This is a genomic window from Vibrio sp. Evd11, from assembly GCF_900382755.1.
Lineage (GTDB): Bacteria > Pseudomonadota > Gammaproteobacteria > Enterobacterales > Vibrionaceae > Vibrio > Vibrio lentus.
In genome coordinates this window covers 22,768-44,504 of sequence record NZ_OSDX01000030.1, presented here as the reverse complement: position 1 = coordinate 44,504, position 21,737 = coordinate 22,768, and the positions used below count along the sequence as shown (strand labels likewise).

Sequence of the window (21,737 nt, the reverse complement as noted above, 5' to 3'; positions counted from 1 at the left end):
CCTGTCAAACTAGCCGCATCAAGTCATTTGCGACGGAATTCACATGTATTATCTATTACCATTTTTCACAGTCTGTATCTGGGGTGCAAATGCGATCGTCAACAAGCTAGCAGCGAGCACGATAGAACCAAGTGCGATGAGTTTTTACCGTTGGTTTATTGCGATGTTAATTTTGACGCCTTTCTGCATTCGGTCTGTGATTAAACAGTGGCCAATCATTAAGCCGAACTTGTCCAAATTAGCTTTCCTTGGTTTTTTGGGCATGGTGTTAAACCAATCTTTGGGTTACTACGCAGGCCTAACCACTTCCGCTTCTAACATGGCATTGATTACGTCTTTGGTTCCACTCATCAGTGTGTTTCTTAGTGTGCCTTTGTTGAACAAGTCTATTTCTAGCCTGAGTATTGTGGGCGGTGTATTGTCTCTGGCTGGGTTGGCGTTAATGCTCGGTAAAGGCGATCCTCTGTTCTTCATCCATCAAAACCTTACCCAAGGCGATGGTTATATGTTAATCGCGGCCTGTGTTTACGCTTCTTACTGCGTGTTACTCAAACGCTGGAAAATGCCAATTAGTAGTTGGGTCGTGATTTATATTCAAGGGTTATTTGCTGTCGCGATGTTGACTCCTCTTTGGTTAACAAGCGAGCAACTACTGCCATCACAGCAAGCTGTTCCTTTGATCGCTTATGCCGCGGTTGCTGCTTCTATTTTGGCGCCTTGGATGTGGGTGAAAGCGATTGACACCATTGGTGCAGATTCAAGTGCGATGTTTATGAACTTGATGCCCGTTATCGCGATCGTATTAGCCTCCACTTGGCTAGGCGAAGAGATTAATCAGTTCCATATCATTGGTGGTGTGATGGTTATTTCAGGTGTCATTCTTGCTCAAATCAAAAGAAAGCCAAGGCTTGAGGCTGCTCTACCTCAGCAAAGCTAGCTTTTCTTAGATTAAACGAACGAAAATTCGCGAATCAACCTCTCCTTACAATGCCTGCTCCCTCAGCAGGCATTGTTGTTTTCCTGTTTTGTTCAATTGTTCTGTTCACACCGTTTTCAAATTCCTTTAATGCGCACTTACTGTTGTTGCAACCTTGAGCTGACTCATGTTTAATGCATTGAGTACTGTTTAAGTTGTAAAAGGAATTACAATGACTCAACCAAGGATCCCAGTGATCATATCGTCACTGCTTGCTCTATCCTCAGCCTCAAGCTTTGCTGCCACAGTTCCTACTGATACACCATTAGCTAAAGAACAACATTTTGTGCGTGGCAATGGCGCAGAACCCAACACTCTCGACCCAAACTTTGTTAATTCTGGTATGCCCGGTGACATTATCGTCAATGATATGTTTGAAGGCTTTGTGATCGAGAACAGCGATGGGCAGATTATCCCAGGACAAGCTAAAGAATGGTCGTTCAGCAAAGACGGCAAAACCATCACGTTTATGTTGAAAGAGGGTCTTCAATGGTCAAATGGCAATCCAGTGACAGCATCAGACTTTGTCTTTGGCTGGCAGCGTGCCGTGTCACCTAAAACGGGTAACAATACAGGGTTTGTTTTCTCGACGGCGAATATCGTTAACGCCAGTGAGATTCTTCGAGGAGATAAAGACCCGTCGGAACTGGGCATTAAAGCATTGGATGAACACACGGTTGAAATTGCGCTTTCAAAGCCTACGCCCTACTTCATGAGTTTAATGAGCATCAAAACCTTCTTCCCTCTGCCCGCTAAGTTGGTTGAAGAGAAAGGCGACCAGTGGACTCGCGCAGGGAACATGGCAACCAACGGCGCTTATACTCTGAGTAAATGGGTACCTAACGAATACGTAGAAGTGACCAGAAACCCGAATTACTGGGATAACGCTTCAACCGTCATCAATAAGGTCACTTACCTTGGTTTATCATCTCAAAATGCTGAACTGATTCGTTATCAATCCGGTGAGATTGACATGACGAATCGCGTTCAACTTGAGTATTACCAAAAGCTTGTCAAAGAAAGCCCTGAACAGATTAAGGCACAGGCTTTGTTAGGGTCATATGTTTATTCGTTCAATACGCGTCAAGTTCCGTTTGATGATGTAAGAGTTCGACAAGCATTAAGCATGGCAGTAAACCGAGAGATTTTAGTCGATAAAGTGACGGGACAAGGGGAGCCTGAAGCCTACAGCGTGACGCCTAATAACATCCCGAATTACACGGCTCCTAAGTCTTTATTCGAAGCGCTAGATAGCTCAAAACGTCAAGCCAAGGCCAAACAGCTATTAGAAGAGGCTGGATACAACCAAGAGAATCCTCTTAAATTTACACTCACGTACAACACCAGTGAAAACCACAAAAAGATCGCCATCGCAATTGCATCAATGTGGAAACCACTTGGCGTAAAGGTAGAGCTAGAGAACATGGAGTGGAAAGCGTATGTCGCCGCTAAAGGAGCGGGAGATTATCAGCTTGCTCGTTCTTGGGCCTTTGGGGACTATCCAGAGCCTTCAGCGCTGTTAGAAGCCTTCACTTGTCGGCACACGGCCAATGAGAGTGGCTACTGTAACTCTGATTATGATGAGCTCTTGCAGCAAGCGAGTAAAACGGAAGATCAATCTAAACGTTTTGCTCTATATCAGCATGCTGAATCGCTTCTGAACGAATCTGCAGCAGTTATGCCTTTATACCACTACAATCATACTCGATTAGTGCGAAATACACTTAAAGGCTTCCCGAACAATAATCCGAAAGGAAATATCTACGCAAAGGATCTATACTTTGTTCAAGAGTAAAAATGAGCTAAATAACAAAAGATTTTACTACCACTTTAGTGGTAAAAACACTAGAATCATTTTAACTAAACCAGATTAACAGCGGTTAGTTGGCAAACATAAAAAGGTACCGACATGAGTACCTAACGGCTTGAAAACACCTAGCACTGCGCTAGGTGTTTTTTTTTACTATCAACCTTTCTAGCTCGCTGATCAAACTTTCTAATTGCTTGATCAATAATTTCTAACCACGTGTTCAATATTGCTTCATCCGTGTTTGCCACTTGCCTCAACCGCCTTTAAACATCAATATTCACCCGTTTGTCACTCGTTTGAAAAAATAGTCTCGATCGTGAGATTATCCACTTTAATTTATGTCATCTTAAGTATATTGTTATTAGCAAGTAACAAGCATGTTATGCAGCACAATAATAATGAAGGAAGATAGATGAGCAGTAACAATAGCCGACAAGATGGTAAACGAGACGTTACTCTGCGTTTTTTAGCTGAACCCGGGGATGTGAACTTTGGTGGTAAAGTTCATGGTGGTGCAGTAATGAAATGGGTCGATTTAGCGGCTTATGCTTGTTCTGCTGGATGGAGTGGTAAATATTGTATTACCGCTTACGCAGGTGGTATTCGATTCGTTGCGCCAATCCATGTAGGCAACCTTGTTGAAGTAAGCGCGAAGGTCATCTATACCGGTTCATCTTCCATGCACATCGCTATCGACGTTCAAGCTAGTGACCCTAAAGAACTCAACAACCGCCTAACGACTCACTGTATCGTTATTATGGTCGCTGTTGATGAGAATGGTAACCCGACTAAGGTGCCAGAATGGGTGCCAGAAACGCCAGAAGACATTGAATTAAGAGATTCGGCTATTCGCCTAATGAACATGCGAAAGCAGATAGGTGAAGAGATGGAAGCGCACGTAAAGTACCTTAAATAAGGTCAATCACTAACCGTAACCTACAAAACCTAATTACGATGCCAAGCCCATGCTTGGCATTTTTTTATCTGACTCAGATCCCCTATACAAACTCACACAGACAAAGCCGCGTCTTAACTAATACTGCTTATCTCAATACTACTTATGTCAACAAGGCTTATATAGCGTGATTCTCAGCCAAGGGTTGAAATGAACTCGCTGTTGTTGAGCGATTTGCTCGAACTGTAATAAAGTCGTCATTTAGCTCTGGTTAAATACCGCCAATCATAATGGATGTATTTGAATTTCCCGGAGCTACTCTTGAGCGTCACACGCACCACACTTAGCGAATCTACACTGAACAACCTCAAGGCAGTTGAGTATCAATGGGTCAGAACATTGTACGTAGAAGGTTACGATAGCAATGAAATTAACCACTATATCCAGACTTGTTTTGGCGGAGACAACACGTTTGCGGATCTCTTTCGCCGTGTCGCGCTCGATCAAGAAAGCATTTATGTGTTGTTGCAACACTTGGGCTGTGCTCCCTCAAGCAAAGAATTCTAGCTTTTATAGTTCATCGCTAGTCGTTCATAGGTCCTAACTGATCATAGTTCCTAACTGATCATTGGTCCTAGCGAATCATTTTCCTAACTAATCACAGCTATCTGCATCTAGCTTGAATCAGCGGCTAACATCAACCGTTAGTCATTCAATACTTCTCCAACCCATTCCATAGGTCAGGGATATAGTTTCCTGCAATCCACAGCTACCGACTGCCTCTATATACATTTTCTCTGTAACTTCTGTATTTGTTGCACGCAAATCATTGAAGTATCACGCATTGGATTATTAGCAATATATCAATAGGCCAACCGCCCTTTATACTGAGTGTCTGATTTGTGAGACTCGTTCATGTCTTCAAGTAAGAAGAATGAGACAGGTGAGATTCAGGAGATAAATGGCTCGAAGCTTTAATGGCTAAAGCAGCTATAAGCACAAAAATTGACAGATAAAACAAAGACCAAATAGAAAGCAAAAAGTAGCAGGCATAAAAAAACCCAAGTAAATACCTGGGTTAGAGTTACAAAAACCACTAATCATTAATAGCGTAAGGAACCTGATTAGTAGCCAGCTATGCGTAACCTGAGGGTTATTTTTATTACTGATCGGCGGCCAAACCAAATGATGTAATAAAAATGCCAATACAGAGCGACCTATAAGGTCGCTCTTTGTCTTTCTTATAGGGTACAGCTTATCCTTTTACACCACCTGCCGTCAAACCGCCAACTAACCAACGTTGAGCAAGTAAGAACACGATAGTAATCGGAAGTGCTGAAAGTACAGCCGCTGCCGCGAAGTCGCCCCATAGGTAGTTCTGAGGGTATAGGTATTGCTGCATACCTACCGCTAGCGTGTAAGAGTTCACATCCGATAATAGGATTGAAGCAACTGGTACCTCACCAACAACACCAATGAAAGATAGAATAAACACAACCGCAAGGATTGGCACCGACAATGGCAGTAGAACCAATCTGAATGCTTGCCAAGGCGTTGCGCCATCAAGTGCTGCCGCCTCTTCCAAAGAGTTATCAATCGTCTCAAAGTACCCTTTAATCGTCCAAACGTGCAGTGCAATACCACCCAAGTACGAGAAAATCAAACCACCGTGCGTGTTCAAACCTAGGAACGGAATGTATTGACCAAGTTTGTCGAACAACGCGTAGATAGCCACAAGAGCAAGTACCGCTGGGAACATTTGGAAAATCATCATCGCTTTCAGGATAGTTTCTTTACCTTTAAAGCGCATACGAGCGAATGCATAAGCCGACGTCGTAGACAGCGATACAATAAGAATAGACGTAATACCTGCTACTTTTATTGAGTTCCATAACCAAGTCAGTACTGGGAATGGAGGTGGAGTCACTGAGCCGTCAGCGTTAGTGACTGACATTCCTAGAGCCAGTTTCCAGTGTTCCAAAGATGGATTGTCTGGAATCAAGCTACCTGTTGCAAAGTTACCCTCGCGGAACGAAATCGCAATAATCATCAGTAGTGGGAAGATAATTAGCGCTAAGAAGCACCACAGCGCAATATGCGTTGCCCACAATCGGTATTTAAGGCCTTTACCTTGTACCATAGCCATTGTCGTGCTCCTTAATCTTGAGTCAGTTTAGTAAAACGAAGGTTGAGTAATGCTAGAGCACCAACCAATAGGAAAATAAGCGTTGCGATCGCACTTGCTAGACCAAAGTCTTGACCGCCGCCGCCTTCGAATGCGATTCGGTAGGTGTAGCTTACAAGCAAGTCTGTGTAACCCGCTGGCTCTGAGGTGCCAATCATGTTCGGGCCACCATTCGTCAATAGTTGAATCATTACAAAGTTATTGAAGTTAAAGGCAAACGCTGCAATCAATAGCGGTGTCAGCGGCTTAATCATCAATGGGAACGTAATACGTTTGAAGTTGTGAATAAAGTTCGCACCATCAATCGCTGAAGCTTCATACAAATCTTCAGGAATCGCTTTAAGCAGACCCATACATAGAATCATCATGTAAGGGAAGCCTAGCCACGTGTTTACAATCAATACCATGCTTTTCGCTAAGATAGGATCAGAGAACCAGTTTGGGCTTAAACCAAAGATGCTTTCTAACACCATGTTTATTTCACCGAAGCTCTGGTTAAATAAACCTTTAAAAATCAGGATTGAGATAAATGCAGGTACTGCGTAAGGCAAGATAAGCAAGACACGGTAAACAGCTCTGCCTTTTAACTCTTCCCACTGCACGATGTTCGCCAGAATTAAGCCAATTGCCAACGTAAATGCAACGGTAAGGATGGAGAACACCACTGTCCAAATAAAGATGCTAATAAAAGGCTCTTTGATACCGTCATCTTTCCATACACGTTCAAAGTTATGAGTGCCGATTTCGACAACAAATCCCGGAGAGATGGTGTTACCGATAAATGCGCCGTTTTCATCCACTGGCTGATAGAAGCCCACTTCCATATTTGGCTTAAGTGTTTCACCTGACTCATTGTTGTATAAAGTCTCGCCATCATCTTGAAGAGTGTAAAGCGGAGCAACAGCAGCAAACTTACGTAAGCCACTCATACGAATATCATCACCATTTGGCAGGTGGAAATCTACACCACTAATCGCCGCGCGGTTTTGGATGATCGCTTTAATCTTTTCTTTCTCACCTTGTGCAGACTCAACCACAGACAGATTCATTTCTGTTGCAGTCATACCGTCAAGAGAAAATACGTCAGTTGCTAACAGTTGGTTACCATCTTTAACCACGATCTGGTGACCATTATCTGTCTTGTACAAAGTGAATGGGTAGCTTTCACCGCTTTGAAAAGAACGATCTAAAAGAACGGTTTGAGTACGCTCAAGAGACAGTTGGTTTTTTGCGCTGTAGTTAGTGAACGCAAGTCCAACGGTATATGCCAACGGGAAGAGAATGAACAAGATCATTCCGGCAATACCTGGATAAATATAACGGTGGGCGTAAGTTTTCTTACTGCCAAAAATGTAAAGTGCCAAAGCCGTTAAAATCACAGTAAGCAGCGCAAAAGCGAGCTCACCGCGTGAATACATTAGAATTGTAGCGTAGCCGTTAATTAAGCCAACGCTACCAAGCAACCCCCATTTGATGAAGACGCTTTTACTGCCTGGAAGGCTTGATGGTGCTGGGATAGCATCTGTACCTTGAACTGACTGCATAGAGGAACCTGCTAGCGATATAGATAAAAAATAGAAAAGTAAGGAGAGGTTACCCTCTCCTTAAAAGGTAGTGCTTGGTTGTTACTTAGTCATGCGACCTTCAGCAGCTTTTAGTGCTTGGTCTACTGTTTGACGGCCGTCAACTACGTTGCCGATCGCTTCTTCCATGCTGTACCAGAACGTTGTGAACTGAGGGATGTTAGGCATGATTTCGCCGTTCATCGCGTTGTCCATTGTTGCTGCAATACGAGTGTCGCTGTCTAGTTGACGTTGGAAAGAGTTAAGAGCAACAGCGCCTAGTGGCTTGTCGTCATTCAGGCTCTTCATGCCTTCGTCTGTTAGTAGGTAGTTTTCCATGAACTCAACAGCTAGGTCGCGGTTTGGAGAAGCAGTGCTGATACCACCTGCCCACACACCAACGAAAGGCTTAGACGCTTTACCGTTAAACTTAGGCAGTGTTGCTACGCCGTAGTCAACGCCAGCTTTCTCGATGTTTGCCCAGCCCCAAGGGCCGTTGATTGTCATTGCAACGTTACCCGCAACGAATTCAGACTCAGCAACTGAGTAATCCATGTCTGCAGAGATAACTTTGTCTTGTACCATTTTCTCGATGAAACCTAGAGACTTCTGAACACCTTCAGCCGCTACGCCCGCATCTTTAATGTCGTAACCTTCAGCAGTTTGTTTGAATGCGTAACCGCCGTCAGCTGCAAGTAGAGGCCATGTGAAGTAAGCGCCGCCACGTAGAGGCCACATGATCGCTTTCTTGCCGTCTTTTTGAAGCTCAGCGTTAAGTGCTGGGATTTCTTCCCAAGACTTAGGTGGGTTAGGAACAAGTGCTTTGTTGTAAATTAGAGAAACTGACTCAACCGCTACTGGGTAAGCAATTGTTTTACCTTCGTATGAAACAGCGTCCCATGCGAAATCTACGATACCTTCTTTAGTTTCCTTAGAAGGTTTGATATCAGCAAGAAGACCGGCTTCTGCAAAGCCACCAAAACGGTCGTGTGCGTAGAAAATCATGTCTGGGCCATCGCCAGCCGCTGCAACTTGAGAGAACTTCTCTTCTAGTTTGTCAGGAAAGGCTACCGTTACTTTCACACCAGTATCTTCTTCAAAGCGTTTACCTACTTCAGCCATTCCTTCATAAGCTTTGTCGCCACCAACCCAAATAGTTAGTTGACCTTCTTCGATAGCAGCGTTTGCACCAAAAGAACCCAGAGCAACGATTGTGCCTAGAGCTACAGCGCTTAGAGCGTTTTTCATGTCAATATCCTTTTTATATTTATACGTAGGGCGCATTCAATTAAGACGTGCCAGTTTTCGGAGGTTATGATCTGAGAAAACGGGCTTCAGCTCATCATCCTAGCCACTACGCCCCAGCTATTATGGCTTAATTTCGTGATCGCCATCCGGTCAGATTAGAGACCAAAATCACAAAATGCATATTCATCGTGATCAACATCACTGTTGAGGCGTGTATTTATTTGAACTGGATCGCCAATTACCAATAACCCCATTAACCTACTCCTCCCCTCCTACTCCCCCTCGTTAAATTTTCACTAGGAGGATGTACGATTGTGCCAATTCACCGAAACTGCATCCATCCAAGAGTGGATAGTAAGAACCCTTTACCAACGAATGTTTTGCGTTGAAGCATTGTTCATTTAGTTGGCTTCACTGCCCGCTGTTGTCTTTATTAAGCATCGAGCTAAATCTGTGATTGAATCACGGGGGAGATTTAGCTGGATGTGGGGGAAATAGGCACCAGTTTGGCTATGACGGGTGGGCTTGGTTAAAGAATCCAAGTCTCACCCACTTTTTTCTTACTCATTCAATACTTACCAATTCCTACAGTTACTGCTGACCCAAAAATTTCTTATAATGATAAGCAGTAAAACTTAAAATTTGATCGATCGAGGACTAGCTAGATGGCGAGTGTCACGTTAAAAAACGTTTATAAATCATATGGTGATGTACAGATTTCTAAGGACGTAACCTTAGACATCAACGAAGGTGAGTTCGTAGTATTCGTTGGACCATCAGGTTGTGGTAAATCGACGCTATTACGCTGTATCGCAGGTCTAGAAGACATTACGTCTGGTGATTTGTACATTGGCGACCAACGCATGAATGACGTTGAGCCTTCAAAGCGTGGCGTAGGTATGGTATTCCAATCTTACGCGCTTTACCCTCACCTTAACCTTTACGACAACATGTCTTTCGGCCTGAAGCTAGCGAACGCTAACAAAGCTGAAATTGATAAGCGTGTTGAACATGCTGCAGAAATCCTTCAGCTTGGTCACCTTCTTGAGCGTCAGCCTAAAGCCCTATCTGGTGGTCAACGTCAACGTGTTGCTATCGGTCGTACTCTGGTTTCTCAACCAAACGTATTCCTACTTGATGAACCTCTATCTAACCTTGATGCTGCTTTGCGTGTTCAAATGCGTTCACAAATCACTAAGCTACAGCGTCAACTAGGTTGCACCATGATCTACGTTACCCACGACCAAGTGGAAGCGATGACAATGGCCGATAAGATCGTAGTTCTTGATGGCGGTTATGTATCTCAAGTCGGTAAGCCGCTTGATCTTTACCACTACCCTCAGAACCGTTTCGTTGCTGGCTTTATTGGCTCGCCGAAGATGAACTTTATGTCTGTTCACATCGAGCAAGCTGAAGCAGAACGCGTATTGGTACAACTTTCAAACGGCATGACTTTCTGGATCCCGGTAGATGGTACCACTGTCAATGCTGGTGACCGTATGTCTCTGGGTGTTCGTCCTGAACACTTGTTGTCTGCTGAAACAGGTGACGCGACGATTGAAGCTGAAGTGATGATGGTCGAGAAACTAGGTAACGAAACTCAGGTTTACCTAAACCTCGAAAGTGCTGATGCTGATGTTATCTACCGTCAACCAGACACGTTAACGATTGAGTCTGGTGACAAGCTAGCGATTGGTATTCCTGCGCACCGTTGTCACTTGTTCCATAGCGATGGTCGAGCATGTCGTCGCTTGTACAAAGAGTACGGCACCGACTAATCGGTTCGCCTTTTTAAGATATAACTTGCCCATATCGAATCCCTCTTACCAAGTAAGGGGGATTTTTTTGTTTAAAGGCGCCAACTACTTTCACTTTGATTGTTTAACTTTTCGTACAGCTCAGTTAGCTTTTTCGAGCGGCAATAAAAAAGGCCTAGCGGATGCTAGACCTTTATCTGTTTGTACTAAAAGCCACCCTATCTAACGATATAGATTAGCTCTACTGAAACTTAGTGGATTGGCGTATCACTTGTTTTGTTGAACTGGCCAAAATGCTTTTCTAACACTTCTGGTGTTAGTTTGCCTTCCGCTTCTAGTCGCTTAAATTCAGCAACGATCGCTTTTTGCTCTTCAATTGATGGCAGTTGTACTTCTGGCTCATCGCCCATCTCTTGAGTCATCTGCTCTAGTTCTTTTTCAAAATCGCTCATGATACTTACCTAAATATTAAACCTCATGAGATTTTACTCATTTACGCTCTGTGATGCTAGAGCGATTAAGTGCAAAGCCCGAAACCAGATCAAGCTAAGGCCAGTTAGAAGAAAACAGGCCCGTAAATAAAAAGAGCTGGATTCACGATTAAATGAATCCAGCTCTTCATCAATGCCCCTTTCTAAGCCATGCTACAGCTTAAAGGATTTAAAGCTTAAAGAGATTACAGCTTAAACGAGCCAACCATCTTATCTAGGCGAGAAGACAGGTCGCGAAGCTCTTGGCTTGCTTCAGCAAGTTGCTCGGCCGTACCTGTCGTCACTTCGTTGATCGCGTTGATCTCTTCAATGTTCTGGTTGATGGTGTGAACTACGGTTGATTGCTCTTCCGTTGCGGTTGCCACTTGTGTGTTACGGTCGGTGATGTCAACGATGCGGTCTGAAATACCACCCAGTACGTCTACCGCTTCGTCCGATGCTGATACACCTTCAAGCGTGATCACTTTACCCGCACTCATTGCAGATACAGCGTCTTTCGCATCGCTTTGCAGTTGGTTGATCATCTTCTGAATCTCTTCCGTCGAATCTGCTGTACGACTTGCGAGGTTACGAACTTCATCGGCTACCACAGCAAAGCCACGACCTTGTTCACCGGCACGTGCTGCTTCAATCGCTGCGTTCAATGCGAGTAAGTTAGTTTGCTCTGAAATATCACGGATAACACCCAGAATAGAACCGATATCTTGAGTTGTTGAAGCAAGCTGTTCAACCACTTGGCCCGTGCTTTCGATATCTTGAGCCAAACGACTGATCGCGTCTTTTGCTTTGTTTACCACAGAACGACCCACTTCAGTATTACCAGAAGCTTGCGTGGCTGTTTCTGCTGCTGTCGCCGCGTTTGATGCAATCTCACTGATGGTCATACCCATTTGATTAATCGCAGCCACCACTTGAAGGGTTTGATCGCGTTGCTCTTGGCTATTGTCGTGAGTGATGTGTGCTTTGTTAGAAACACTCTCTGCCGCCACTTGAAGCGCTTGGCTTGTCGAGCATACTTCTTTCATCGACTCGTGAATCTTTTCAATGAATCCGTTAAAGCCCTTTGAAAGCTGTGCGATTTCATCGTTGCCTTTGACTTCAATACGCTGCGCCAGATCGCCATCACCTTCGCCAAGGTCACCAAATCGCTTAGCCAGAAGTTTAATCGGTTGAGTGATGCTGTTTGCTAGCACTACGCCCATTAAGATAAAGACTAAAGCCACGACAGCCGTCATGATCAACATCTTTTGTGCCGTCGCATCGAGCTCAGCAAACACTTCATCAGTTGGTACCACACCAATAACGAACCAGTCCATTGACGACACATAAAGGCTCGCGACGAATAGCTCTTGTCCTTGGCTTTCGGTGGTAATTAGGTTGAAACCCGACTTGTTCAATAGCTGACTAGCTTGAGGGCCGTAAAGTTGTTGAAGTGACGAATCACTGCGTGAGCGCTCACGGTGAATTTGTACATCACCTTGGCTATCGGTCAAAAATACAAAGCCTGTATTTTCAATCTTGAAACCGTTCAGCAGGTTAACCATGTCATCCATCGATTTTGATAGACCTGACATCGCCAAACCAGAAGGCTGTTGGTAGTTGGCAAACATCTTCACTTCACCATTGGCTTCTTGGAACATGCTCACCATAGTTGGCTGGCCTGACTGAGTAAAACCGAAGAACCAACCATCTTGTTGTTGGTTTAGCTGGCGTAAGAAACCATCTTGATTCCAGTAGTAAGCTGTTTCACGGTTGGCAACCGATGCATCGTTTAACTGGTATTGGTTACGCACGTTATTCAGTTGTTTAACTAGCTTATTCTCAATATCCGCATCACGTTCAGTCGAGTCGATAGCGTCAGAAATGAATTCATTCGAAGCAATTTGCTCCGCTGCCAACAACAGCTGAGAGACTTCACGATCTATTTCACCGTTGATTCGCTCAAGCATTCCAGGAAGCTCAATATCAACCAATCGATGGCTCAATACATCTCTTGCTTGTTGTTGCGCCATCGCACCTACGATGACCGTAGAAGCCAGAACCGCAAAAGTAATTCCAAGTACAACCTTTTGCTTAATACTCAGAGAGTTAGTTTTCAACATATTTGGACCTTTAAAAAGAATCGCTCTTTATTTATGTACCCTGAACAGGACTTTTTAGTGCACTCCAATCAGCAATGCACAATCTGAGTTATGTATCGGCTAAAACCAATATAACTAGAGACTTTTCTCTCAAAAAACTGCAAATATGATGTAACGACTCAATCATTTTCTCTTGGGATAAAGATTATCGAGGTCAATATTATTATCTTATTAGCATTCGCTTGGGTTATTTAATGATGCTTAACACGCTAACCCTTCAGATATAAAGGCATTAAGTTTGTCCTCATTAATGATATCAATGCGGCGATAACCTATTTCAATCATGCCTTCTTTCGCCAATTGTTGGAGAGAGCGGCTGAGTGTTTGACGGGTACACCTAGACAGATGCGCCAACTTATCTTGGGTATATAAGATCGGATTGAGTTCGTTCGGCATCCCATTTGAACGACTGACTAATAACAGTAACTTAGCAACGCGAAATTCATTTTTAAGCAGTACAGATTCTGTCGTCCACTCCATCAACAGCCGGAATCGAAAGCTGATTTCACGAATTGCAATTTTATAGAGTTCTGGATAACGGTCAGCGATATCTCTCATTTTTTTGACAGGAATAGCCACGACAATCGCATCAGAAGATGAGTAGAAGTTATGGTTGGTCGGTTGTTCATCAAAACAGCCTATCCATGTCAGCCAGCTGTTTGGGCCTAGCATGGCAATGCACGCCTCATCACCACTTTCACTGTAACTCATCAGTTCGATATGTCCCTTAACCACAAGGCGCATGGTATCGACAGCGGTATAGGCGGAATTGAGCAAAGTCGGAACCTTATAGGCTTCAATTCTTGCAGCACCGACTATCTCTTCAACGGCTTTCGGATCTAGCTGATTTAGCGTGGGATCATGTCTTAACACCAGCTCAAGCATCGAATGTTGTTCTTCACTACTCATCGTAGGAACGAAATTAGAATGTAAGATTTTACACATTGTTCTCATCCAACCCCTGATAGCTTGTTAATTAATTGTTAAATACAGACTAACAATTAATCGAATAAAAAAGCTAGGAAAAACCACAAGGTCGTGAAATGAGGATTCAAGAATGCAAATGCCATGCGTAAACACATTGAGCCGTTGGCTCTTTAAAGGCTCGATAGCAACAGTTTTAATTACCTGCGCTAGCTGGAGTACAGTCTCAGTAGCCAACGATAAATTTGAGGGGATCCCCGGTGAAAGAACCTGTTTCTTCCGTTATGGTCCGGTCTCTGCAGACCCATACATTAACGTTGCCTACCCCGATGCTGCGGTAAAATATTGGGGAGCAGCTTTTACTGTACCTGATGGTGCCAAGCTAAAATTAGAAGGGCAATTCCCACATTCTCGCTACATGTCGTTCATTAGCTATGATGACCGTGGAAGACCGGTACAATCTTTACCCGACTACATGATAAAACCCAGCCAAAGCAGCGTGAACCCTTTCAGAGAAGGCAGTCAGCGTGACAGCGTTCTTAGGAGCTACCAAGTCAATATTCTCAACGCTCAACCAAAAACCGATTACACCGCAGGCCAAATACGTGATGGCGCAGAAATGGATGAACTGCATACACCAAAATCTTCAGCTAATCAGCAGGTGATCATCTACCGCATCTACGCAAAAGACGAAAACAGTGATGGCACTGGGAATACAGCATTACCGCAGCCAGTCGTCACGCTTGCTTCAGGAAAGGAACTTCGCGGACAACAAGCGTGTGATTCTCTGCAAAGTGCGCAACCGTTAAAAGCTCAATTAAATGCCCTGGGAATCCCAGTCGAGAAGTATCGTGAGTTGGTTACACAACCCAACAAGCCCGCAGGTTTCCCCGCAACCAATCCATCGACTTGGCACATTCAGCTCGACCGAGAAAGCTTGTTAGGTATTTACACAGGGAAAATCAATCCTGAAGCGAGACGAAGTACGGGTGGCTTCTACCCAAATCTTGATAACAACTACATTAGAACCGTCGTTAATCGCAAACATGGCCCTGTATTTGTCCTCAGAGCCAAGGCTCCCGTTACACCAAAAACTTTCCATGGCGTTAAAAAAATGACCAAAGGTGACCTCCGTTACTGGTCGGTCTGCTCGAACAAAGGCTTCGCTGTAACCAAAGTCAACGACTGCCTTTACGATGAAGCGATTCCGGTGGACAAGGACGGCTATTACACTGTCGCCGTGAGCCGCGCTGCCGACAGACCACGTAACGCTTTTGCCCAATGTGGTGTAGGTTGGTTACCAATGGCAGACGATGGTGATGGCATTATTGATGAAGACGCATCGATTGTTCAAATCCGTCACATGCTCGCAGCGCCGGAGTTTAGCCACGCCATACAAAACATCCAGCAAGATAAAGATATCGCCCCGGTGATGGGGGAATACTACCCAAGAACCTTCTACACCACGACCAACAACTTCGAGCTCATGATTCCTTGTTCGGGGTAATACTCTCCATCTGAATAACCCATTAATAAACCTACGAAATGGCAGGTTCCCCGCCTGCCATCTATGACCGAATACCATCAATTTTCTGAGGTTGCCATGCTACTCAAACTACTACCCCTGTTGTCGATCATCTCTTTTCTTTTTACATCACAAGCAGCACATACAGAAGAACTCGAACCAGAACGAAAACCAGAGCAAGAGCAAGGACAAGGACAAATAGAAGACCTAGACGATCCTACCGCGCTGAGCTCATTTCTGGGAATACGAACAGGGACTAACGGATATGGTGCCATCGCGCAATTTGGATTCAATAGCCCCGACAGTGCATTCGGTCACAACAGCTTCATTCAATTTAAAGACGACTTTGAAACTCTACATCTACGCCACTTTTCGATCTATAAACAGAGTGGGACGGGGTTGTTTGTCGATATGCAGCGCAACAATGCCAATGCGATTCCCGTTAACCGAGCTTCTGTTGGTGCCATCCAAATAATCCCTCTCTCAGACAAACTTAGGATTAACCCTGCCCTTCTATATGGCGAAACGTGGACAGACGACAAGCAAGCTCGAAAGACGCTGTTTCCAGATACATCAATTGTGACCTTGTATACCTTTATTCGCTGGCAAGTCGCCGACGACTGGTTCGTCAATTTGGTACCTCAATATACCTACAGCATAAATGGACGAAAGATTCGCTTGTTTGAACTCGTCACTCAAGTGGGGCACAACATTACTAAGGAAACGAGCATGGCGATAAATACCGATGAAGACGACAATTTTTGGTTAACACTAAAGCACGCCTTTTAAGTCTGACTATGGTAAAACCGTTGGGCTTAACTGTACTTTGGCTAAACACTTGTAAATCATTCCATTTTTGGAAAAATAAATTACGTAGATGTACTGGAACTTTTTCCTATTAATAAGTGACCAATACTCAAAATAAGAATCAAATGGCCCCCAGAGAGTCCAAAAATGCATAAAAATAACTTCGAAATCCTTCAAAACTACCTAGAGTCTCAAATCATTGGTCAGCAAGAGCTCGTAAAACAACTGATGATCGCCTTACTGGCAGATGGTCATATCCTTGTTGAAGGGCCTCCGGGGTTGGCAAAAACCCGCGCAGTAAAATCGCTAGCTGACTGTGTCGAGGGAGATTTTCATCGTATTCAATTTACCCCCGATCTATTGCCTGCAGACCTAACTGGTACCGATATTTTCCGTCCAGAAACGGGAGAGTTCACCTTCCAATCTGGCCCGATTTTTAACTCGCTTATTCTAGCGGATGAGATCAACCGTGCTCCGGCGAAAGTGCAAGCCGCAATGCTAGAAGCTATGGCTGAGAAGCAGGTGACCGCAGGTCGAAAAACCTATGCTCTGCCTGATCTGTTTTTGGTGATGGCAACGCAAAACCCGATTGAGCAAGAAGGTACTTACCCGCTGCCGGAAGCTCAATTAGACCGTTTCTTGCTGCATTTAGAAGTGGCTTATCCAGACATGGAAAGTGAGCTGGAGATCTTGCGCCTGAACCGAGGCGAAGCTCAAGGCAACGAATCTGTTCAGCCACAAGAGATATCTCAGCAAACGATCTTTGAAGCTCGCCAAGAAGTGCTCAACATTCACATGGCAGACACCATTGAGCAGTACATCATCAGATTGGTAATGGCGACGCGCCAACCTAAGCAATATAGCGACCAGCTTGATCAATGGTTAGACATGGGTGTTAGCCCGCGTGCAACCATCGCGTTAGACCGTTGTGCCCGCGCTCACGCTTGGCTTGCTGGCCGCGACTATGTTACCCCACAAGATGTTCAAGCTATGGCATTCCCGGTATTACGTCACCGCCTGCTTCGTAGCTACCACGCACAAGCTGAAGGGGTCACTGCAAACCAAGTGATCGCACACCTTATCTCGTTGGTTGGTAGCGCATAGGGATAAGCGCATGAAGAATCAATTACCCAACCATAGTGACGGTGTCACGTTAAATCTGGATGAACTGCTGCAATACAAAGCGCAGTCTGTTCGCTGGTTGCCTCCAGCCAAGAGCCTGTGGTCGCAACTAAACGGTCAACACGAGAGCAATCGTAAAGGTCGCGGGATGAACTTCTCTGAGGTTCGTCAATATCAAGCGGGTGATGATATCCGCAGCATTGATTGGCGCGTCACGGCGAGAACAGGCAAGGCGCACACCAAACTGTTTTCTGAAGAAAGAGAACAGCCTGTGATTTTGTTCTTAGATCTATCGAGCAGTATGATTTTCGGCTCAACCTTGTTGCTTAAATCCGTTCAGCTCGCGCACTTTGCCAGCCAACTTTGCTGGTTAACCGTCGCTCAAAAAGACCGTATTGGCGCAGTGATAGATACTGGCCAAGAGATCATTGAGATTAAACCCAGTGCTAGCAACCACGCTCCGTTGCGTATTTTGCAAAAAGTCATAGAAATCAATAACGCAGCGCTGACCAACTCAGACAATTACAGCGACACAACCTTAGAACATGGGCTGAAGTCTCTTCACCAGCTTTGCCCGAAAGGAAGCGATATCATTATGCTCAGTGATTTCGTCCGTTATAACGAAAGTAATTACTCACTTATCAATCAAATACGTCGACATAATCGAGTTCGCTTGGTGCATTTTTACGATCCATTAGAGCAAGGTGTCACTGCTTTCAAAGGTTCAAAACAGATCACCGACGGCAATGAAACGCAATGGTTTAACTTTTCATCAAGCAAGGAAAAGGAAAAGCTAAGTCACGCATTTGATCAGAAGCAACAACAACTGATGCAAATGAGCCTTTCTCTGGCGATCCCATACAGTTCATTGTCTTGTGCGCAATCGTTAATGAGCCAAGTATCAGGAGTTCAGTCATGAATCAACCTCTCGACTTGAGTCCGATTATTACGCCAAGCGCACCGTCATGGTGGCCATTGGCATGGGGTTGGTGGTTAATCATTATCACGGCCATCGTTCTGATCGCCATAGTATTTTTCATTGTAAAACGGAGACAAAAGAACCAATACGCGAAGAACGAAGCACTTGCTTGCTTTCGTAATAGTCAGCCTTCAAATACCCTGTCTCCGAGTGCAGCTCAAGACATCGTTCGTCAGGCAGCACTAAGCTATTTCCCACGCGAAAAAGTGGCAGGCTTATCTGGCGATGATTGGTTGGCGTTCTTAGATGCGCAATTGGCGAAGCCGTTATTCGCCGCAAAACAATCGCAATGGCAACAAGCGCTCTACCAAGATACAGCCTTAATGAGCGACGAACAGAAAAAGGCTCAACAGCAATTGGTTAATGACTGCGAAATCTGGCTTCGTAAAGCCCTTCCTCCAAAGCGAGGTCGTTATGACTGATCTTTTAAACACGAGCTTACTAAATATTGAATTCGTTTGGTGGTGGATGTTTTTCCTCGCGCCACTGCCGGTTCTCGTTTACTTGTTCTCTCCTAAGGCGGAATCGAACAATGCCCTAAGGCTTCCATTTCTGCCCGAGGACAACAATACCAAAACGCCGAGCAGTCGCTTACCTAAGGCGTTGTCGGTCATCATCTGGCTTTTATTGGTAACGGCCATGGCACGCCCAGTTTGGTACGGTGAACCGGTTGAGTTTCAGCCGAAACACCGTGATTTGATGTTGGTTGTCGACCTCTCCTACTCGATGAGCCAAGAAGACATGCAATTCAATGGCGAATACATCGATCGCTTATCTGCGGTGAAACATGTATTGAGTGACTTTATTGAGCGACGAAAAGGCGACCGAGTCGGATTGGTGCTATTTGCTGATCACGCCTATTTGCAGACGCCACTGACGTTAGATAGAGACACGCTTTCACAACAGCTCAATCAAGCGGTGTTAAAGCTTATCGGTACTCAAACTGCGATCGGTGATGGTATCGGCCTTGCCACCAAAACCTTTGTCGACAGCGACGCTCCTCAGCGTGTAATGATTCTACTCAGTGACGGCAGTAATACCGCGGGCGTATTAGATCCACTTGAAGCGGCGTATATTGCAAAGAAATACAACGCCACAATTTACACCGTGGGTGTCGGTGCGGGGGAAATGATGGTCAAAGAGTTCTTCATGACTCGTAAGGTCAATACTGCTCAAGACTTGGATGAGCGTACTCTAATGGAAATCGCTAAACGCACTGGCGGTCAGTACTTCCGAGCGCGAGACAGCAAAGAGCTGGCAACGATTTACGACACCATCAACCAGTTAGAGCCCGTGACGAATGCCACTAAGATCTGGCGACCACAACAAGAGTGGTTTGTCTGGCCTCTGTCTGCGGCAATGTTCTTCGCATTTATGCTGTTAGCCATTAGGAGAAACAATGTCTAACTTTACTTTTATCTACCCATATTGGTTCTTGGCTCTTGCCGTGCTGCCCGCTATTTGGTGGCTTAGCAAGAGACAATCCAAGCAAGGGTTATTGGCGTCACACATCGCCCGTTATTTGGCTCCTGAATCGAACAAACCCTCGAAAAACCGCAGCACTTATTTCGGTGTTTGGTGGTTGGTCGGTGTCATCGCATTGGCCGGTCCAAGCTTTGAAAAAAATGAACAGCCAAGCTTTGAAAAAACACAGGCGCGAGTTGTGATCATGGATATGTCGATGTCTATGTATGCCACTGATATTAAGCCGAACCGTTTAACACAGGCGCGATACAAGGCTTTGGATCTACTATCACTCTGGAAAGAAGGCCTAACGGGAATGGTGGCATACGCCGGAGATGCTTACACCATCAGTCCGCTAACATCTGACATCAACACTATCAAGAACCTCGTACCCAACCTATCACCAGATATCATGCCCTTCCAAGGCGGCAATGCAGCATCGGCAGTTAAGCTTGCGATTGAGATGATGACTCGTGCTCATATCTATAAAGGCGATCTGGTACTGATTGCTGATGATATTGATGGTCAAGAGAAGAAAGATATCGACTCACTACTCTCTGGTAGTAATTGGACGTTATCAGTCTTGGCTGTAGGTACGGAAAGTGGCGCGCCGATCTCGTTACCTACAGGTTCGATGTTACAGACCGACTCAGGACAAACCGTGGTTGCGAAAACCAACGTAGGCAATATGCGCGACCTGACTCGTCGCTCTGGTGGCACGTTCACTGAAGTTCAATTTGATAACTCAGACGTTGAACACATCGCAAATTACCTCGACCGAGTTACGACAACATCAGAAGTGACTAAAACCAATAACTCGCTCAACACCAGAGTGAACAACGGTTTCTGGTTATTGCCGTTTCTGTTACTTCCTGCACTTGGGCTATTTCGAAAAGGGGTCATTTGGTGTGGCCTAGCTGTACTTGTCTCGTTCAGCCAACCGAATACTGCATTTGCAAATCCTTGGAAAACCGATGACCAAGTGGGCTATCAGTTATATCAAGATGAGGACTTTCAACAAGCCGCAGAACAATTCGAACAGCAAGAATGGAAAGGCATTGCGCAATACAAAGCCGGTGATTTCGAAGCGGCCGAACAGACACTACAAGGTCTTTCTGGCGAAGATGCTCGCTACAACCTCGCCAATGCACAAGCAAAGCAAGGTAAGTACGACCAAGCGATAAAAGAGTATCAACGCATTCTCGAAAGCAACCCTGAACATGCTTATGCGAAGAAGAACCTTGAGATTGTCGAACAGGCTCAGAAGCAGCAACAGCAACAGCAACAGCAACAGCAACAGCAACAGCAAGACGATTCTGAGTCCAAAGACCAAAATGAACAAGACCAGCAAGGTCAGCAAGGTCAGCAAGGTCAGCAAAATGATTCTTCGCAAAGCTCGCAGGATCAACAAAGCTCAGCTGACAATGGGAAGTCGCAAGACCAAAGCGGCCGCCAAGATCAAAGCAACAAACAAGATCAAAGTGAAAGCCAAGCTCAGAACACTGACCAAAGCCAAGGTGATAGCCGCCCTGATTCCAAGGCGGATGAAGAAAACGACAAGCAAGCTGTGCAACAAAACAAAGCGGATCAAGCAGATAAACAGCCACAGGACAAGGGTGACTCAGTATCTCAGGCAGCCCAAGCACAAGAGGCTGCTAAGGAAGACACTGATAACAACGCTCAACAAGCTGCAGCACAAGTATCAGGTCAACCTATGTCGAGCGATCCTGATATGCGAAAACTTGAGCAAGTAGAAAGCGCTCGTGATCCGAGCCAATTGCTTAAAGCGCAAATGATTCTACAAGCACGACAAAAAAGTGCTCCTAACAACCAAAACAAAAAGTGGTAACC

Annotated in this window: 18 protein-coding genes; 12 read left to right on the top strand and 6 right to left on the bottom strand. The window is 45.0% G+C overall.

Translation table 11 applies throughout. From position 1 onward, the window contains the following. Window positions 1-43: 43 nt before the first annotated feature. The 4 genes from ED652_RS14020 (at window position 44) to ED652_RS14005 (ending at window position 4,248) form a co-directional block, all read left to right on the top strand. Window positions 44-937: a DMT family transporter gene (locus ED652_RS14020; protein WP_099165810.1), complete on the top strand. Its 894-nt coding sequence runs from the start codon at window positions 44-46 to the stop codon at window positions 935-937. Window positions 938-1,148: 211 nt separating this feature from the next. Then, a complete protein-coding gene (locus ED652_RS14015) occupies window positions 1,149-2,771 on the top strand; it encodes a peptide ABC transporter substrate-binding protein (protein WP_122055216.1) in 1,623 nt (540 codons plus the stop codon). A gap of 427 nt (window positions 2,772-3,198) precedes the next feature. Then, window positions 3,199-3,702, top strand: coding sequence for an acyl-CoA thioesterase (locus ED652_RS14010; RefSeq protein WP_017104899.1), 504 nt, complete (start codon window positions 3,199-3,201; stop codon window positions 3,700-3,702). 300 nt (window positions 3,703-4,002) lie between these two features. Beyond that, window positions 4,003-4,248, top strand: a complete 246-nt coding sequence (locus tag ED652_RS14005; protein ID WP_029223283.1) for a hypothetical protein — start codon at window positions 4,003-4,005, stop codon at window positions 4,246-4,248. Between the two features lie 688 nt (window positions 4,249-4,936). On the opposite strand, the gene malG is transcribed toward ED652_RS14005, so the two are convergent. From malG to malE, 3 genes are all read right to left on the bottom strand, one after another. Continuing rightward, window positions 4,937-5,827 (bottom strand): maltose ABC transporter permease MalG, encoded by an 891-nt coding sequence (gene malG / locus ED652_RS14000; RefSeq protein ID WP_065111468.1) that lies wholly within the window; start codon window positions 5,825-5,827, stop codon window positions 4,937-4,939. 11 nt (window positions 5,828-5,838) lie between these two features. Then, on the bottom strand, window positions 5,839-7,410 hold the full coding sequence (malF, locus tag ED652_RS13995) for a maltose ABC transporter permease MalF (protein WP_122055215.1): 1,572 nt from the start codon (window positions 7,408-7,410) through the stop codon (window positions 5,839-5,841). A gap of 81 nt (window positions 7,411-7,491) precedes the next feature. Beyond that, a complete protein-coding gene (gene malE / locus ED652_RS13990) occupies window positions 7,492-8,676 on the bottom strand; it encodes a maltose/maltodextrin ABC transporter substrate-binding protein MalE (protein ID WP_122055214.1) in 1,185 nt (394 codons plus the stop codon). A gap of 665 nt (window positions 8,677-9,341) precedes the next feature. Here malE and malK point away from each other — a divergent pair. Continuing rightward, the gene (gene malK / locus ED652_RS13985) at window positions 9,342-10,454 is read left to right on the top strand and encodes a maltose/maltodextrin ABC transporter ATP-binding protein MalK (RefSeq protein ID WP_010431455.1); all 1,113 of its coding nucleotides are present in this window, start codon (window positions 9,342-9,344) and stop codon (window positions 10,452-10,454) included. A gap of 230 nt (window positions 10,455-10,684) precedes the next feature. On the opposite strand, the gene ED652_RS13980 is transcribed toward malK, so the two are convergent. The 3 genes from ED652_RS13980 to ED652_RS13970 all read right to left on the bottom strand — a co-directional run bounded on the left by ED652_RS13980 (window position 10,685) and on the right by ED652_RS13970 (window position 14,010). Further along, the gene (locus tag ED652_RS13980) at window positions 10,685-10,885 is read right to left on the bottom strand and encodes a hypothetical protein (protein ID WP_017091765.1); all 201 of its coding nucleotides are present in this window, start codon (window positions 10,883-10,885) and stop codon (window positions 10,685-10,687) included. Window positions 10,886-11,109: 224 nt separating this feature from the next. Further along, the gene (locus tag ED652_RS13975) at window positions 11,110-13,026 is read right to left on the bottom strand and encodes a methyl-accepting chemotaxis protein (RefSeq protein WP_122055213.1); all 1,917 of its coding nucleotides are present in this window, start codon (window positions 13,024-13,026) and stop codon (window positions 11,110-11,112) included. Window positions 13,027-13,266: 240 nt separating this feature from the next. Then, window positions 13,267-14,010: a Crp/Fnr family transcriptional regulator gene (locus ED652_RS13970; protein ID WP_122055212.1), complete on the bottom strand. Its 744-nt coding sequence runs from the start codon at window positions 14,008-14,010 to the stop codon at window positions 13,267-13,269. A 112-nt stretch (window positions 14,011-14,122) separates the two neighbouring features. Between ED652_RS13970 and ED652_RS13965 the strand changes: the two genes are divergently transcribed. From ED652_RS13965 to ED652_RS13935, 7 genes are all read left to right on the top strand, one after another. Continuing rightward, a complete protein-coding gene (locus ED652_RS13965; RefSeq protein WP_102312621.1) occupies window positions 14,123-15,496 on the top strand; it encodes a hypothetical protein in 1,374 nt (457 codons plus the stop codon). 96 nt (window positions 15,497-15,592) lie between these two features. Then, on the top strand, window positions 15,593-16,303 hold the full coding sequence (locus ED652_RS13960) for a hypothetical protein (RefSeq protein WP_226974843.1): 711 nt from the start codon (window positions 15,593-15,595) through the stop codon (window positions 16,301-16,303). A gap of 165 nt (window positions 16,304-16,468) precedes the next feature. Then, the gene (locus ED652_RS13955) at window positions 16,469-17,425 is read left to right on the top strand and encodes a MoxR family ATPase (protein WP_017081852.1); all 957 of its coding nucleotides are present in this window, start codon (window positions 16,469-16,471) and stop codon (window positions 17,423-17,425) included. 10 nt (window positions 17,426-17,435) lie between these two features. Next, on the top strand, window positions 17,436-18,362 hold the full coding sequence (locus ED652_RS13950) for a DUF58 domain-containing protein (RefSeq protein WP_122055211.1): 927 nt from the start codon (window positions 17,436-17,438) through the stop codon (window positions 18,360-18,362). Further along, window positions 18,359-18,844, top strand: coding sequence for a DUF4381 domain-containing protein (locus tag ED652_RS13945; RefSeq protein ID WP_122055210.1), 486 nt, complete (start codon window positions 18,359-18,361; stop codon window positions 18,842-18,844). The genes ED652_RS13950 and ED652_RS13945 overlap by 4 nt, the downstream gene beginning before the upstream one ends. Continuing rightward, the gene (locus ED652_RS13940) at window positions 18,837-19,829 is read left to right on the top strand and encodes a VWA domain-containing protein (protein WP_122055209.1); all 993 of its coding nucleotides are present in this window, start codon (window positions 18,837-18,839) and stop codon (window positions 19,827-19,829) included. The genes ED652_RS13945 and ED652_RS13940 overlap by 8 nt, the downstream gene beginning before the upstream one ends. Continuing rightward, window positions 19,822-21,735 (top strand): VWA domain-containing protein, encoded by a 1,914-nt coding sequence (locus ED652_RS13935; RefSeq protein ID WP_122055208.1) that lies wholly within the window; start codon window positions 19,822-19,824, stop codon window positions 21,733-21,735. The genes ED652_RS13940 and ED652_RS13935 overlap by 8 nt, the downstream gene beginning before the upstream one ends. Window positions 21,736-21,737: the final 2 nt, after the last annotated feature.

Excerpts from the sequence above, each read along its gene's own strand:
- malE (WP_122055214.1), bottom strand. The coding sequence starts at position 8,676 with ATGAAAAACGCTCTAAGCGCTGTAGCTCTAGGCACAATCGTTGCTCTG.
- ED652_RS13950 (WP_122055211.1), top strand. The coding sequence starts at position 17,436 with ATGAAGAATCAATTACCCAACCATAGTGACGGTGTCACGTTAAATCTG.
- malK (WP_010431455.1), top strand. The coding sequence starts at position 9,342 with ATGGCGAGTGTCACGTTAAAAAACGTTTATAAATCATATGGTGATGTA.
- ED652_RS13940 (WP_122055209.1), top strand. The coding sequence starts at position 18,837 with ATGACTGATCTTTTAAACACGAGCTTACTAAATATTGAATTCGTTTGG.
- malF (WP_122055215.1), bottom strand. The coding sequence starts at position 7,410 with ATGCAGTCAGTTCAAGGTACAGATGCTATCCCAGCACCATCAAGCCTT.
- ED652_RS13965 (WP_102312621.1), top strand. The coding sequence starts at position 14,123 with ATGCAAATGCCATGCGTAAACACATTGAGCCGTTGGCTCTTTAAAGGC.
- ED652_RS13980 (WP_017091765.1), bottom strand. The coding sequence starts at position 10,885 with ATGAGCGATTTTGAAAAAGAACTAGAGCAGATGACTCAAGAGATGGGC.
- ED652_RS14015 (WP_122055216.1), top strand. The coding sequence starts at position 1,149 with ATGACTCAACCAAGGATCCCAGTGATCATATCGTCACTGCTTGCTCTA.
- ED652_RS13935 (WP_122055208.1), top strand. The coding sequence starts at position 19,822 with ATGTCTAACTTTACTTTTATCTACCCATATTGGTTCTTGGCTCTTGCC.
- ED652_RS13975 (WP_122055213.1), bottom strand. The coding sequence starts at position 13,026 with ATGTTGAAAACTAACTCTCTGAGTATTAAGCAAAAGGTTGTACTTGGA.
- ED652_RS13955 (WP_017081852.1), top strand. The coding sequence starts at position 16,469 with ATGCATAAAAATAACTTCGAAATCCTTCAAAACTACCTAGAGTCTCAA.
- ED652_RS13970 (WP_122055212.1), bottom strand. The coding sequence starts at position 14,010 with ATGTGTAAAATCTTACATTCTAATTTCGTTCCTACGATGAGTAGTGAA.
- ED652_RS14010 (WP_017104899.1), top strand. The coding sequence starts at position 3,199 with ATGAGCAGTAACAATAGCCGACAAGATGGTAAACGAGACGTTACTCTG.
- ED652_RS13945 (WP_122055210.1), top strand. The coding sequence starts at position 18,359 with ATGAATCAACCTCTCGACTTGAGTCCGATTATTACGCCAAGCGCACCG.
- ED652_RS14020 (WP_099165810.1), top strand. The coding sequence starts at position 44 with ATGTATTATCTATTACCATTTTTCACAGTCTGTATCTGGGGTGCAAAT.
- malG (WP_065111468.1), bottom strand. The coding sequence starts at position 5,827 with ATGGCTATGGTACAAGGTAAAGGCCTTAAATACCGATTGTGGGCAACG.
- ED652_RS13960 (WP_226974843.1), top strand. The coding sequence starts at position 15,593 with ATGCTACTCAAACTACTACCCCTGTTGTCGATCATCTCTTTTCTTTTT.